Genomic DNA, 13,542 nt, shown 5'->3' with positions numbered 1-13,542 from the left:
GGGCCGCGTGACGTCACCGATCAGGGTGCGTTGGTCCGCTGGTTGCTGTTCGCGATCTGCGCTCACGCCAGGCCGCCCATGCCCCGGTAGACCACAGCGCCCACACCACCAACAGTGGCTGAAACACCAGACGAATGCCCCGGGCGAGGTCGGAGTCCAGTCCGAAAGCATTTGTGTGAGTGACGAATTGAGAGATATTGCCGGGGAACACCAGAACAAAGAAGACAGCGACAATCCAGCCGACCGGCACCCGCCACCGCGTCAGTGCTATCAGGCCGGCTCCGAGCAGGATCTCGACGACGCCCGAGGCGATGATGACGAAGTCAGCGTCGAGCGGCAACCAGGGCGGCACTTGTGCGCGAAAAGTGTTGCGCGCGAAGCTCAGGTGGCTGATCCCGGCGAAGATCAGGCATGCGCCGAGGAGAATGCGTGCGACCGCTCGCACCGATGACGGGCCCATCGATTAGCTTGTCGCCAGCAGTGTTTGGGCCATCCCGAAACCACGGGCTGACCGATGTCGCTGAATCCTGAATCCGGCCGATGTCAGCGATCGGGAAAGGCCCTCGCCGCAAACACCTTTCGCGTGCCGGGGCTCCATCACAGTCAGGTAAGCGAAGCTGAGCAGATTGGCCGGGAACGGAGGCTGGTCGAGATCGACGGTGGCGAACAGGCCGCCGGGACGAAGTACCCGCATCGACTCCGCTATCGCCGAACTGCGGGCAGGCTCGGGCACCTCGTGCAGGCCGAACACCGACATCACCGCATCGAATGATGCATCGGGAAATGGCAGTTCGGAGACGTCGCCAACGGTCAAGGTCACGTTCGATGCGCCGGCCGCCCGCAGCTTCTTACGGCCCACCTTGACCATCTCCGGCGAGATATCTACTCCGACAATCGAATCAGTGGGCCGCAATTGAGACAAGAGTCGCGAAGCGAAACCGGTACCCGCGCACAATTCCAGTACGTCGAGTGACGAACCGGAATCTGCCACCATGTCGACAACGCGACGGTGCGGGCGTCCCGGCAGGAGCGGGTTGGCCGCTTCGAGAACCTCGCCCGCCAGCGCGAACTTGATCCGATTGCTCCACGATGCCGCCATGTCGTCAGGGTAACCATCAACGGGTCCGAGCGGACGTCCACGAATTTTCCGATGTTTCGAACGTGTGTGCGACGGTTATCCCGAGGTCGGAGGTGATCGCGAAATGAGCGACGACGCACAACAGGCACCGAAAGAGAACGCGGAGAAGGATCCGGCCGACTGGGTCACCGGCGACGAGCCGATGACCGGTGCGCAGCGGAGTTATCTGAACACGCTGGGCCAAGAGGCCGGACGGGAGATCCCGGACGGGCTGACCAAAGCCGAGGCATCGAGCTTGATCGATGAACTGCAGAAGACCAGCGGGCGCGGGGTCGACTGAGCCACCGCGGGCGGCTGACTGATGGCCGAGCCGGCGAGGACCGACGACGGGCGCTACATCGTCGTCAACGGTCGCAAGTGGCGGGCCACCGATCCCTCGATTCCGGAGGATCGGCGAACCGAACTCGTCCGCATATTGATGGCCTGGCGGCGCGAGGTGCGCCGTGCGCGGGGGACGCCGGACGAGTCCTCAGCACGGGCGGGAGTGAACGCCACGAAGGTCGCGTTGGGGGAGCGCGGCACCCCGCCGTGGTGGGACCAGACCGATGATCAGCGGCGTGCCCGCTGGCAGACCGTGGTGGCAGAGCCCGAATAGTGCGCAACTTGCCGAATTTCGGTGAGGCGGCCGGTGATTGCGCTGGTCAACAGAGACAACCGGCGCTCAGGTCCCGCACATAGGCCATATCTATGCCTTTGGCATGAGGACCGTCCAGGTCATTGATAACGACAACCATTGTCATTTATCGTTTCGGCGACCAGTGGACCCTCCCAGCCCAGGAGCTGCCGGACATGACGTTGCCGACCGGAGCCGCGTTGATCGCCGCGCGGAGTGCGGACTTCCGACGATGACCGCACCGGTCTGGATGGCCTCGCCACCGGAGGTGCACTCAGCGCTGCTCAGCAGCGGCGCGGGGCCGGCTTCGTTGCTGACCGCCGCCGAGGCATGGACCACGATGAGTGCCGAATACGCCTCGATCGCAGAAGAACTCAGCGCCGTCCTGGCCTCGACGCAGGCCGGGGCGTGGCAGGGGCCGAGCGCTGAAAGCTACGTGGCCGCACACGCCCCGTACCTGGCGTGGTTGACAGAGGCGAGCGCACAGAGCGCGGTCGCGGCCACTCAGCACGAGACGGCGGCATCGGCGTACACCGCCGCCGTCGCCGCGATGCCGACCTTGCCGGAACTGGCGACCAACCACATCGTCCACGGTGCACTTCTCGCTACGAATTTCTTTGGTATCAATACGATTCCGATCGCGGTCAACGAGGCCGACTATGTACGGATGTGGGTCCAGGCCGCCGCCACCATGACCACGTATCAAGCCGTTTCGAGCGCAGCCGTGGCGTCCACACCGGAAGCCGAGCCGGCGCCACCCATCATGAAGGCCGAAGCCGACGACCACGAACACGAACACGACGACGACCATGACCATGATGGCGACGGCGACCACGACCACGGTGGCGACGACGACCACCACGACCACGACCACGGGTTCGACAGCCCGTTCAACCGGCTCATCGCCCAGCTACTGCGATTGGTCGACCTCGAATACGACCCGCTCGAGGGGACGCTCAACGGCGTGCCTTTTGACGAATACACCAACGCGGCGGATCCGCTGTGGTGGGTCGTTCGCTCACTCGAGGTGTCTTCGGACTTTCAGCAGTTCGGGTCGCTGTTGGCCGAAAATCCAACGGCCGCTTTCCAATTCATCGCCGAAGTCACGCTGCTCGACTGGCCCACTCACATTGCGCAGCTCACCAGTCTGCTTCCGGCGCAGCCCGGGTTGTACCTGGTGCCGGCGCTGCTCGCCGTCGCTCCGTTGGGCGCACTGAGCGGATTCGCGGGTCTGGCCGGACTCGCGCCCCCGCCCGCGCCCTCAGGTGTACCGGCCGGTGCGCCGGCGCCGGTCCCGCTCAGCCCGGTCGCGTCTATCGGGGCGGCCCCCGTGACGGCACCCGGTGCTGCTCCGGCGTCGACGCCTGCACCGACACCGTCGTCCGGCACGGTCGCGAGCACGTTGCCGACTGCCCAGCCCGCTGTCGGCGCGTCGCCGTTCATTCCTCCGTTCGCCGTTGCGCCACCCAGCATCGGGTTCGGTTCAGGCATGGGCGCGGGTGCTGCCGCTGGTGCGAAAAGGAGTGCGAAAGAGCCTGATTCGACCGCTGCCACCGCTGCGGCCGCTACCCGCCAGGCCGGCCGGACCCGGCGGCGGCAGCGAGCGCGCCAGTCAGACCATGGCGACGAGTTCATGGATATGAATGTCGGCGTAGATCCGGATTGGGCGGCGCCGAGGGCAGAGGCGTCCCAACACGGGGCAGGGACCGTGGGGTTCGCCGGCGTCGCGACCAAGGAAACGGCCGCAGCGTCCGGTCTGACCACCTTGGCCCGCAGTGAGTTCGGCGGCGGGCCCACCATCCCGATGATTCCCAGCGGCTGGGATCCGGGGGAGACGGCCCGTCCTGAGGCCGGCTAGCGCTGCGCTGTCCGACCGCCGTGTGCGCATGAGCTGATCCGTCGCGAAGCCGAGGCTGGGCGTTCAGTCCAGCGGGGTCGTGACGGGTCTTCTCGGTGTGTCGACACCGTCGACGGCGAGACCCCGCTTATTCTCCGCAGGAAGTGCAAGGGAAATCCCTGTATCGCTGCGCCGGGGGATTGGCCACACTTCTGCGCAGCTACACCGGTTTTCCGATGCGGAGAACGGTCTGGCAACTGAGCAGAACGTGACGGGGAACGACGATGGCGAGTTCGCTGAACGGTGTCCGGACGACACTCTTTGCCGCCGTGCGCGCGCTCGCATTCATGCCGCTGCTGTACGCCATCGCGGCTATTTCGCCCGGGGCATCACCCGCTGCGGTCTCGCCTAGCTTCGGCGATCTCGTTCTCAACGCCAATCGAGCAGCAGGGCTGTACGGCGACCCCGCCGCCGCGGCGGCCCATTGGCATCGGCAGCACGGTCTCGACTGTGGTGAGGTTGCGGTAGCCGATGTGGTGGGTGAAATCACCGGGCGCCAACCGACCGAACAGCAGGTCGACGAGTTGGCCCAAAGCATCCCGAGCACAACGCATTCCGGCCCGATCTGGCAGCCGTCAGGCTTCACAGACGTCCGAGACCTTCCAATTCTGCTGAAACACTACGGGATTGGAGTCAAGAGCACACAGACCGATCTCGATACTCTGAAGCGGACGCTCGGGATGGGCGGCAAGATCATCGCCGTCGTCAATGCAGAGATTCTGTGGAACCGACCCGGTGACAGAAAATGGGGGGATCACTTCGTCGTGGTGACCGGGATTGACAGCCGATCCGGCGTCGTCCACCTCAACGACAGCGGCATCAGCAGCGGGCGTGATGAACATGTTCCGATCGCCGTTTTCGAGCAGGCGTGGGCAACCAACTTCCACTCCGCCCTCATCACCCGGTGACCCACCCGGTCTAGGCCCAGGCATGCCGAGCCCGACGAGCCCGCGTGTTCGACCGCAATAAATCGTGTCCAGCAGCTATTCAGCGCCGAGCGCCGTAGGGTCGTGCCAATGGCCCTGAAAACCGATATTCGAGGCATGGCGTGGCCATACCCCCATCCGTTCGTCGTTGGCCGGGAGGACGTCCGCGTCTTTGCGGCGGCGGTGAAGGCGACCGACCCCGCCAGCCACGATGACGCCGCCGCGGCGGAATTGGGCTATTCAGCAGTCGTCGCCTCACCGACGTTCCCGGCGATCTTCGCGGCGCTGATCCAACGGCACTTTCTGAGTAACGTCGACCTGGGCATGGATGAGATCCAGATGATCCAGGTCGACCAGAGCTTTCGTTATCACCGACCGATCGTGGCCGGCGATGTTCTCCGCGGAACGATGTACGTGGAGTCTGTCAACGAACGATTCGGTGCTGACATCGTCACGACACGAAGTGTCTGCACGGACGAGCACGGCGAGACGGTCCTCGAAGCGACGACCACCATGATGGGACGCCACGAGGACATGTCGGAGTACCTGACGTGGAATGCCTCGACCGGGCGCCATGTGCGCACTCCGGGGTGGGTCGGATCGAACAGTGCCGTCGCATCGGGCGCGGACGTCACCGGGTGACGATCTTCCAGTAGGTCCGGGTGGTGCGCCGCCTCGCCGGGTATGCCGCGTCGTAAGTTGGTTCGGAGCAACCAAAGCCCGTGAGCGTGCCGGTCAGCGGCTCGTCAGACGCGGACCACCGCACCACGCGAGAGGAAGTTCATTGAGAACAGCCGCATATCGTCACGCCGCAGTCGGCCTGACCGCCGTTGTGCTGATCGCTTCCGGTTGCGGCCATGGCAAGGACGTCGACGCGTCGGCGCCGCCCCAGGCCGGGACCAACGTCGCCACAACATCGACAACCCCGGCACAGCCCACCGCGGTCAAGATCATGGGCGAGAGCAACGTCGAGGTGACCCTGACCGGGCCGATCGCCGCCAAATACTCGTCGGCAACCGAGAATCAGAAAGACGCGCTGGGCAAGCCCCTCACCGGTGACCGTAACGCGGGGACACGGGAGAGCGGGTTGGTGTTCCAGCAGTTCCAGGGCGGCGTGATCACCGCCAAGGACGACAAGGCCGGCACGCCGGCGTACATCACCACAGGCAGGATTCGGGAGGCCTGGAACATCCAGCGCGCCCCGGACGGCGCCCCCGAGGTCACCGGCGAAAACGGCTCGGCAGGTCCGCTGGGCTTTCCCGTCAGCGACGTGGTCGCCAAGGGCGATCTGCTGGTGTCTGATTTCGAACACGGCCGAATCGAGTACGACACCAAGAGCGGCCAGGTCGAGGTGACGGTCAACGGAAAGGTCGTGCCGTCCGGGCTGTAGCGCCTTTTACCGCGCGCACACGCGACTGTTGAATTACATTTCTGGCGGGAGTGCCGCTCGGAAGCGAATAACTCTGAGTATCCGTGTTCCGTTGGGGGAGAACGACAATGCGCCGAAAGCGTCTCACGAAGTACAGCATCGCGGGTCTGGTCGTGCTCATCGTTTGCATATACGTCACGTCGATCCACCTCTATGCCGGCACGGTGCAGAATGTCGCGGCAAACAACCTCGCAGATACCACGGAGAACAGCGACCAGACCGTTGCGACCTTCACCGCTGAGGAGATGCAACCGACCAATGGTGGCGTCGTCGCCAACCTGGCCGTCACCCCCGGAACCGAGATCCTGGATCCGCACACCCACCGACTCAAAGAAGACCTCGTTCTCGCCATTAGATCCGCAGCGCAGCCCAACCGCCGCGATTTTGCGCGGGGCACCCTCCCTGGCGTCTTCCCGGTTCCCTTGACCCTTGCCGGGCACCCCGAACGCTGGCCGTTTGATCAATACCATTCCGGGCCAATCGAAGTGCAAGTGATACACGACGACGCCGGGCGGAACGCAACCGAACTCGTACCGATAACGTTCATCGACCACGTGCCGGGTCTGATCGTCAGCGCCAGCCAGATCCCCGGCCAGAAGGCCTACCGATTGACGGTGCGACGCTCGCTGAGCCACGTGGTCGTTGCCGTGGTGGTCGTGACCGTGCTCCTCACACTTGCCGCGTTGGCGTTGATCGTTGCGATTCAGACGGCGCGAGACCGGCGGAAATTCCAGCCACCCATGACAACCTGGCTCGCGGCGATGCTCTTTGCGGTCATGCCGCTGCGAAACGCCCTGCCCGGGGCGCCGCCGTTCGGCGCATGGGTTGATGTCGCAGTCGTGCTGTGGGTGATTGTCGCACTGGCGATAGCGATGCTCATCTACATCGAATGCTGGTGGCGGCACCTTAAACCGGAGTCCGACACATCAAGTATCTCCGCGGAGCCGGTCGACCGAATCGCCTGAGCCGCAAGCGAAACGCCGGGTTGTGTGAACGGCGCGAGCCATCGACTGTGCACCCGAGCGCCTTGCGCACTGGTTGGGCCCTACTGGCATCGGGTTAGGCGACGCTGTGTTCACCTTCCCACACTGCTCGCCAGTCACGTTCCTCGTCCTGCTTGTCGTGGTGCAGGGTTTCTGACGGTGGGCTGAGGTGGATTGCAGGGTGGGGCATCGTGAAGAAGTCACCCTGTCCGAGAGCGGAATTGCCCTCGCCGGTGTCGACGTAGCAATAGCCCTTTCCTGACAGCGCGGTAACGCTCTCGGTCAGGCCGAGGTGGTGCAGCGCGTTGCGCGCCGCGGCTCTGGCGCCGTTTTTGGCGAAGATCGCCGCCTTGGGCAGCGGCCGCCCGGAGGGGGAGGCGATGGCAGTGGCGTCGCCAATGGCGAAGATGCCGGGGTGGTGGGTTTGCATGGTGATGGCGTCGACGCTGATCCATCCCGGCCCGTCAAGCGTGACAGCGGGTTCGTGTGGCGGGATGAAAACCAGCAGGTCGTAGACTTTTGTGCCGCCGTGCTGGAAGTGGATCTGTCGACGGTCCGGATCGATCCGGTCGACAGCATGGTCGCCGAAGAACGCGATGCCGTGGCGGTTGAGCAGTTCGACAAGTTCTGGTCCGGCGAAAGGGCCGGCCGACGGCATGGGGTACTTTTCCGGGCTGTACACCGATATCGCTGTGTGCGAACGTATTCCGTTGTCGCGAAGCAAGTCTGCGGCCAGCAACGAACCTTCATAGGGTGCGACCGGGCAGCGGTAAGGCTGCGAGGTGACCAGGAAAACAAGGTCACCGCCGGTGAAGCCGCGAAGCGCCTGATTGGCGCGCGTTGCCGCATCGGCGGTGTAGTAGTGCACCGCGGTGCCGGCGGCCATGGCGTCGCTCAGACCCGGAACGGCGTCGATCGCGTTTCGCGCTCCGGTCGCGATTACGAGCGCGTCGAAACCCAGCTCGGTTCGCCCTGCCAACGTGACAGTGCGCCGTTCGGGGTGGATCGCTTGCACGGTTCCGGTGACCTTCCGAACCCTTGCCAATGCGGTGGCGCTGGGTCGGATGGGCACGCTGTCACGGTCGCGCCACCCGCGCATCACCCAAGGCAACGTGAAACCCAGGAAGTGGGCGAAATCTTCGTCAACGACCGTGATGTCGAGGTCGTCGAGACTCACGCCGGACTCCCAGATCTCCTTGATGACGCTCAATCCGCCGATACCGGCGCCGAGGATCAACAGTTTCTTGCTCATGTCCGCTCCTTTACTTTCACGGGTCTTCTGACTCGTCACCGTCGAATTAGCCTGTGGTGCGGCGGCGACGAGCGGTCACCTGATCTAGGGGTGGGTGCGCGGCCGCTGCAGTTGGGCGAACTGTGGCGTGGCCACCAGCGCCGCTACTGCCTCAAACACCGGCAGTGTGCGGTCGGGGTCGGGTACTGCGCTCAAGACCGGACCGAACACGGTATGCCCGCCGATCGTGATCAACGGGCTGCCACCGACGTCTCCGAGCGCGCTCTGGCTGGCTTCGTGGGCAAACCGGACCGCGCTGTCCCAAGCGGCGTCATCAAGGACGGTGCCGGCGATACGCTGGGCGCCCGCTGCACTCGCCACTTCCTGGACGAGACGACCATCGACGGGCGCTGACTGGTCGAAGTACAGCTGGCCGAACGTGAAATATGCCGCGGCCAGAGCGGACGCGGGGACCTCCTCGCGCACCGCGGCCATCAATCGCCCCACCACGCGCGAATCGTTCATGCGTGCCTGCTGGGGAGGCGGCAGCTGGCGACCTTCGTTGAGAACAGCCAGATTCATCAACTGCAAGTCGACGCCGAACCCGACCTTGTCGGCGGCGTCTGTCAACCAACGAGCGGTGTTCCAAGAAAACGGGCACACCGGGTCAAGCCACAGCGTCACCACATCGTCAACGCCATCTCTTGATTCTGTGTCGATCATCATTGCTCCTCGCTACCAGATTGCAAGACTGACTGAAATCCTCTGATTGACCATCTATTTCGCTATAGCTGCATCGCTCGTTCCGACGACTCTCTTCCCGCCCGGTTGCAAGTTGATACCATACCCCCTACCGTATATCTAGTAAGTTGGAACGGCAACGGGCCTCACGGCGCCGCCCGACGTTATACCCCCCGGGGTACAGTGGGATCCCTACCTTGTTGGAGGCCTACATGATTGACGACACTGAACGCATCGACGCGGTGCTAAGCCGACTACGCCGAGCCCAGGGACAACTCTCTGGCGTGATCACCATGATCGAGCAAGGCCGTGACTGCAAAGACGTCGTCACCCAACTCGCCGCGGTGTCCAAAGCGCTCGATCGAGCCGGCTTCAAAATCGTCGCCTCTGGCATGCGTCACTGCATCACCGGCAAAGGCTCCGGCCCGCGTCTCACCGAGGACGAACTCGAAAAGCTGTTCCTTTCACTCGCCTGACCACTGCCGCGGACCCCGGCACCTTGCGGGGGCCTACCGCCGCCTTACGAGCACGACAAGGCGTCTCACGGCGTACGGTCTTCGCATGCGTCGAATGACTCTGGTGTCGGCGTTGTCGCTGTGGACGCTGGGTGTGGCCGTCGAAGGACCGGCGCTCGCGTCGCCGACGGCATTCCCCGACGTCGATGCTCGTCACCCGGTCGTGGCAGCAGATTATCGAGTCCAAGGCGCGCACCCAAGTTCGTCAGGTTGGGCCTTTTCCACACCTGGCGGGCAACGTTGCCAGGACAGCATGATCGCCGAACTGGGCGTGATGTGCTGGGGCCCAATGCAAGGCGCGCCAGCGGGGTCGAACACCATCTCTGTGTCGTTGACCAAGCAGGGGACACTCGATCGGACCACCACGGAGATCGACGCGCAGCCAATCTCGTACCCGACTCTGCCGGTGGGAAGCAAACTCGCCACCGATAACGGCGTCGTCTGTGCCGTTCTGACCACGGACTCGTTCGCTTGTCGAGCCAGCAGACCGGCGACGTGGGCTGCTGACACTCCTGATCCTCCCGATCGGCACTACGCCGAGCACGGGTTCGTGGTCGCCCCGCAGGGGAGCTGGACGTACTAGACGCTCACGCGCAAATTTCATGCGCGCCAAGGCTTTAGCAGCGTCGCAGCGTGCAGTCGGTGGACATGTGCCGACTCATCGCCGCAAGCACGTCTTGTGATGTCTGACCCAACGTCGCGAGGCGATCCGGGCCGAGCACGTCGATGAGCAGCTCCCGGACGCGGGCAGCGTTGGCCGGCGCGCTGGCCGCGATCGCGGCTCGGCCCTCGGTGGTGAGCACGATCTCGGGGTAGCGAGCGGTGGTCGCCTCGCGCCGCACCAAACCACGCTTTTCCATGCGGGTGAGCTGATGGGACAGCCGGCTCTTCTCCCACTGAGTGGTCCGGCCCAGCTGAAACGCGCGCATCCGCCCGTCGGGCGCCTCCGAAAGATTGACGAGAACTTCGAAATCGGCGTTGGACAAGCCGAATTCGCGTTGAAGGTGGGCGCCGAGATGGCGTTCGAGAAGGTGGTACATCTCGACGAAGGTGCGCCACGCCGCCAACTCGTCACCTGAGAGGCCCGCACGCTTCACCATGCGACCGATGGTATCCCACGGGTTGACATCTCAACTCGCACGTTTAGGGTGAGACGGGTTGATATGTCAACTGCATCGAGTGGGACGTCTGCGCGGATCAAACACAAGGAGCAACAGGGATGAAACGAGTGTTGTTTGTCGGGCAACTACCGGAAACGGTGGACTACACCGATCCCGCCCTTCCGCCGGGTCTCGACGCCGAGAAAATCAACGCCGGCATTTCAGTCGGCCTCGCCAAGATCGGGGAGCGGGGCTGGCAAGGGGAGCCGTGCATGATCTCACCCGACGAAGCCGGCGGCCTCATGTTGGAGCAGCGCTTAGCCGCCGCGCACTATGACTGCGTGGTGATCGGTGGCGGCATCCGGCTTCCACCGAGGAGCACCTGGCTGCTCGAGGTGGTGGTCAACGCCGTGCGCAAGACCGCGCCCGATACACCGATTGCGTTCAACACGGCGCCAGAAGACACCGCCGAGGCGGCTGCCCGCTGGTTGTCGGACTGACCGCGGGCCGGCTTCCATTGGCGACGAGTTGCACAGTAAGCCGCCAGCACTCCCGGGGCTCGAAGCAGCCCGGGAACGAAATAAGACGTGCTAGGAATACGCCATGATCCAGAGACGGAGACCGCAGTTGAAGCTCGCATGGGCAGGGGCTTTGACTGGGGTGGCGCTTATGTTCGCTCCCGTCGCGGGCGCTACACCCGATGACGACCTACTGCGTCAGCTGAAGGTGGACGGTATTGCGGGTCCGTCTGACGACGTCCTGCTCAAGTCGGCACATAGTGCGTGCGATTTGCTCGCCACCATGAACGGGGATCAAGTCGATTCGGCCGTGCACGAGCAAACCAGTCTCGATGACAACCAATCGGCGGTGTTCGTCGCGGACGCCATGCACTCGTTGTGCCCGGAGCAAGATCACTCTGGTGGTCAGATCTGGCAGACCACTCATCCGGGGGGCCAGGCCTTGCATTGAGGCCGTCAACAGTCTGCCGTGTGTGGACGGCTGCTCATCACAGTGTCGATCAATCCGTCCCACCGGGCCGACCCTGGTCGTGGACACCGGCAACAGCCTGGCTCCCTACAACCACATCGACACGGGATCGCCGTTTGCCGTCGAATACGTCTTGGGCCGGCAGGTGGGCGACAACACGATCAACCCATAACTGGTAGCCCTAAGCCGAACTGGGCGTGATGTTCTGGGGGCCAGTGCAAGGCGCGCCAGCGGGGTCGAACACCATCGGCGACCTGGGTCGCCGACATCCTCGCCGGCGTCGCAGCTGACCCAACCGGGCAATGCCCGATCAACGACGAGCCAGAGTGTCGTCGAGTACGCGATTGAGTGCGTGCAGTCCGCGCTCGAGTTCGGTGCGGCCCAAGGCGATGCGGAGGTGGTGTCCCGGTGTACGCAGGGCGCTCGAAGGCACCGCGAAGACCTGTTGCTCGACGGCGAGGCGCCGGGCGACGACCTCGGCGTCGTGGGTGAGTAGCTCGACCCAGGCGGTGGTGCCACCCTGAGGCGGGGCGTGGTCGATGTCGTCCCTGCCGTCGATGAAGTCGCCTACGAGGGCGACGTTGCCGGCGACGATGTCGGTGGCGCGGGCCTGCAGTCTCGTTGCGGCGCGCAGGGTTTGGACGGCCAGCGCATCGTTCACCGGCGAAGACGACAGGGTGGTCCAGTAGCGGACGGTGCGCAGTCGGTCGCGCAGCTCTTCGTCCCGAGCGATCAACCACCCCACCCGCAGCCCGGCGGTGCCGTAGGTCTTCGACACCGACCCTACGACGACGGCGCTGCTGTGCAACTGCACCGCGGTGGACGTCGCCGGCCCGATGCCGCGGTAGACCTCGTCGCTGACAAGGACTGCGCCGGCGTCGTGCGCGAGGTTGGCCAGCTCGGTCAGTTGCGCGTCGGTGGCGGTCCAACCCGTCGGGTTGTTCGGCGAGTTCACGACGACGGCGCGGGTGGTGTCGCGGACGGCGCCCGCAACTGCCGCCGACGGCAGCACCCAACGGTCACCGTCGCGGGCCAGTGCTACCGCGGAGACTGACGCGCCGAGCGTCGCCGGCAGGTCGACCAGCAACTGGTAGGCGGGGGTGATCACGACGACATGGTCGCCGGGGCGGAGCAGCGCGGCGTAGAGGGCGAAGACTGCTTCGGTCGCGCCCGCCGTGCACTGCACGTCGGATGCGTCGGCGCCGGGATGGAGGGCGGCGACCTGCTCTCGCAGTTCGGCGGAGCCGATTGGTCCGCCGTAGCCGAGCGGTATGTCGTCGAGGCGGGCTCCGTGGTCGAGCAGGTCGGCGACGGAGATCGGTTCAACGTCCGAGCTGCCCATGTTCACGGCGCAGCCGGGCTTGTGTCGGGCGAACCAATCCTCCAGGGCGAAGCGGGGGAGCAGCATGTTCGGGTCCTCGTCGAGAAACGATCCTGTGTGCCGATACCAGGCAGGTGCCAGCAGTTTTAACGGGGTGCGTCTTCGTCGGTCGCCTTCTGCTCGGCGCGCAGCAGCGCTCGCAACAGCTCTCCGTCGGGCAGGCCGTCCTCACCGAAGAGCCGACGCTGAACGTCGATGACCCGGGGAAGTGCCGCGCGCAGTGCGACGAGTCCGGCCGGGCTCACAGCGACGCTCCTGGCGCGCACATCCACCGAACTGCGCGGTCGGGTGACGAGTCCGCGCTGTTCGAGTGCCTTCATCATGTTCGAGATCTGCATCTTTTGAACGTCGCCCGCCCTCGCGATCTCAGCCTGGCTGGCTGGAGCACCCGAGCGGCCGAGCCATGCGGTGAGAGCCAGCGTTTGGAACTGAAGATGGGTCAGCTGAAGCGAGGCCAACGCCCGGTTGACCTCGCGGACGTAGCGATGCAACACGCGCCACAGGACAAAACCCACGGCCCGCTCGGGCGCCCCCAGGGAGATCTCGTCGAACAGCTCTGAGATTGCATCGGCATCTGCGCTCATGTGGCAACCGTACGATC

General features: G+C 64.7%; 18 protein-coding genes and 1 pseudogene. 12 read left to right on the top strand and 7 right to left on the bottom strand.

Features of this window, described 5'->3' with window-relative positions:
- Positions 1-13: 13 nt before the first annotated feature.
- Positions 14-460 (bottom strand): hypothetical protein, encoded by a 447-nt coding sequence (locus CYU59_RS11185; RefSeq protein WP_292989200.1) that lies wholly within the window; start codon positions 458-460, stop codon positions 14-16.
- A 3-nt stretch (positions 461-463) separates the two neighbouring features.
- A complete protein-coding gene (locus CYU59_RS11180; RefSeq protein WP_292989198.1) occupies positions 464-1,099 on the bottom strand; it encodes a methyltransferase domain-containing protein in 636 nt (211 codons plus the stop codon).
- 103 nt (positions 1,100-1,202) lie between these two features.
- Between CYU59_RS11180 and CYU59_RS11175 the strand changes: the two genes are divergently transcribed.
- The 7 genes from CYU59_RS11175 (at position 1,203) to CYU59_RS11145 (ending at position 6,968) form a co-directional block, all read left to right on the top strand.
- Complete coding sequence (locus CYU59_RS11175; RefSeq protein ID WP_292989196.1) at positions 1,203-1,418, top strand: DUF3072 domain-containing protein; 216 nt, start codon at positions 1,203-1,205, stop codon at positions 1,416-1,418.
- Positions 1,419-1,439: 21 nt separating this feature from the next.
- Positions 1,440-1,733 carry a hypothetical protein gene (locus CYU59_RS11170; RefSeq protein WP_292989194.1) on the top strand — a complete coding sequence of 98 codons (294 nt, stop codon included), beginning with the start codon at positions 1,440-1,442 and terminating at the stop codon, positions 1,731-1,733.
- A gap of 250 nt (positions 1,734-1,983) precedes the next feature.
- Complete coding sequence (locus CYU59_RS11165) at positions 1,984-3,609, top strand: PPE family protein (protein WP_292989191.1); 1,626 nt, start codon at positions 1,984-1,986, stop codon at positions 3,607-3,609.
- A 263-nt stretch (positions 3,610-3,872) separates the two neighbouring features.
- Positions 3,873-4,556 (top strand): C39 family peptidase, encoded by a 684-nt coding sequence (locus CYU59_RS11160; protein ID WP_292989189.1) that lies wholly within the window; start codon positions 3,873-3,875, stop codon positions 4,554-4,556.
- A gap of 108 nt (positions 4,557-4,664) precedes the next feature.
- Entirely contained in the window at positions 4,665-5,216 is a 552-nt protein-coding gene (gene hadC / locus CYU59_RS11155; RefSeq protein ID WP_292989187.1) for a (3R)-hydroxyacyl-ACP dehydratase subunit HadC, read from the top strand.
- A 142-nt stretch (positions 5,217-5,358) separates the two neighbouring features.
- Positions 5,359-5,964, top strand: coding sequence for a hypothetical protein (locus tag CYU59_RS11150; protein ID WP_292989185.1), 606 nt, complete (start codon positions 5,359-5,361; stop codon positions 5,962-5,964).
- Between the two features lie 107 nt (positions 5,965-6,071).
- Positions 6,072-6,968, top strand: coding sequence for a DUF4436 domain-containing protein (locus CYU59_RS11145; protein ID WP_292989183.1), 897 nt, complete (start codon positions 6,072-6,074; stop codon positions 6,966-6,968).
- Positions 6,969-7,062: 94 nt separating this feature from the next.
- Here CYU59_RS11145 and CYU59_RS11140 read toward each other — a convergent pair whose 3' ends face one another.
- A complete protein-coding gene (locus CYU59_RS11140; protein ID WP_292989180.1) occupies positions 7,063-8,238 on the bottom strand; it encodes an FAD/NAD(P)-binding oxidoreductase in 1,176 nt (391 codons plus the stop codon).
- Between the two features lie 84 nt (positions 8,239-8,322).
- A complete protein-coding gene (locus CYU59_RS11135; RefSeq protein ID WP_292989178.1) occupies positions 8,323-8,940 on the bottom strand; it encodes a hypothetical protein in 618 nt (205 codons plus the stop codon).
- A 230-nt stretch (positions 8,941-9,170) separates the two neighbouring features.
- Between CYU59_RS11135 and CYU59_RS11130 the strand changes: the two genes are divergently transcribed.
- Together CYU59_RS11130 and CYU59_RS11125 are read left to right on the top strand one after the other, a co-directional pair.
- Positions 9,171-9,434, top strand: a complete 264-nt coding sequence (locus tag CYU59_RS11130; RefSeq protein ID WP_292989175.1) for a metal-sensitive transcriptional regulator — start codon at positions 9,171-9,173, stop codon at positions 9,432-9,434.
- A gap of 85 nt (positions 9,435-9,519) precedes the next feature.
- Positions 9,520-10,056, top strand: a complete 537-nt coding sequence (locus CYU59_RS11125) for a hypothetical protein (protein WP_292989173.1) — start codon at positions 9,520-9,522, stop codon at positions 10,054-10,056.
- A gap of 34 nt (positions 10,057-10,090) precedes the next feature.
- Here CYU59_RS11125 and CYU59_RS11120 read toward each other — a convergent pair whose 3' ends face one another.
- A complete protein-coding gene (locus CYU59_RS11120) occupies positions 10,091-10,573 on the bottom strand; it encodes a MarR family winged helix-turn-helix transcriptional regulator (RefSeq protein ID WP_292989170.1) in 483 nt (160 codons plus the stop codon).
- Between the two features lie 119 nt (positions 10,574-10,692).
- Here CYU59_RS11120 and CYU59_RS11115 point away from each other — a divergent pair, with 119 nt between their 5' ends.
- The 3 genes and pseudogenes from CYU59_RS11115 to CYU59_RS11105 all read left to right on the top strand — a co-directional run.
- Entirely contained in the window at positions 10,693-11,073 is a 381-nt protein-coding gene (locus CYU59_RS11115; RefSeq protein ID WP_292989168.1) for a hypothetical protein, read from the top strand.
- A 127-nt stretch (positions 11,074-11,200) separates the two neighbouring features.
- Positions 11,201-11,542: a DUF732 domain-containing protein gene (locus CYU59_RS11110; protein WP_292989166.1), complete on the top strand. Its 342-nt coding sequence runs from the start codon at positions 11,201-11,203 to the stop codon at positions 11,540-11,542.
- Between the two features lie 67 nt (positions 11,543-11,609).
- Positions 11,610-11,732 (top strand): annotated as a pseudogene (locus CYU59_RS11105) (hypothetical protein); the annotation flags it as partial.
- A gap of 138 nt (positions 11,733-11,870) precedes the next feature.
- Here the strand turns inward: CYU59_RS11105 and CYU59_RS11100 are convergent.
- Both CYU59_RS11100 and CYU59_RS11095 read right to left on the bottom strand, forming a co-directional pair.
- A complete protein-coding gene (locus CYU59_RS11100) occupies positions 11,871-12,968 on the bottom strand; it encodes an aminotransferase class I/II-fold pyridoxal phosphate-dependent enzyme (protein WP_292989163.1) in 1,098 nt (365 codons plus the stop codon).
- Between the two features lie 59 nt (positions 12,969-13,027).
- A complete protein-coding gene (locus tag CYU59_RS11095; protein ID WP_292989160.1) occupies positions 13,028-13,525 on the bottom strand; it encodes a MarR family winged helix-turn-helix transcriptional regulator in 498 nt (165 codons plus the stop codon).
- Between the last annotated feature and the right edge of the window lie 17 nt (positions 13,526-13,542).

Source organism: Mycobacterium sp., from assembly GCF_002863225.1.
GTDB lineage: Bacteria > Actinomycetota > Actinomycetes > Mycobacteriales > Mycobacteriaceae > Mycobacterium.
Note: the sequence above shows the minus strand (reverse complement) of the source record. Positions and strands in the feature narration are given on the sequence as shown.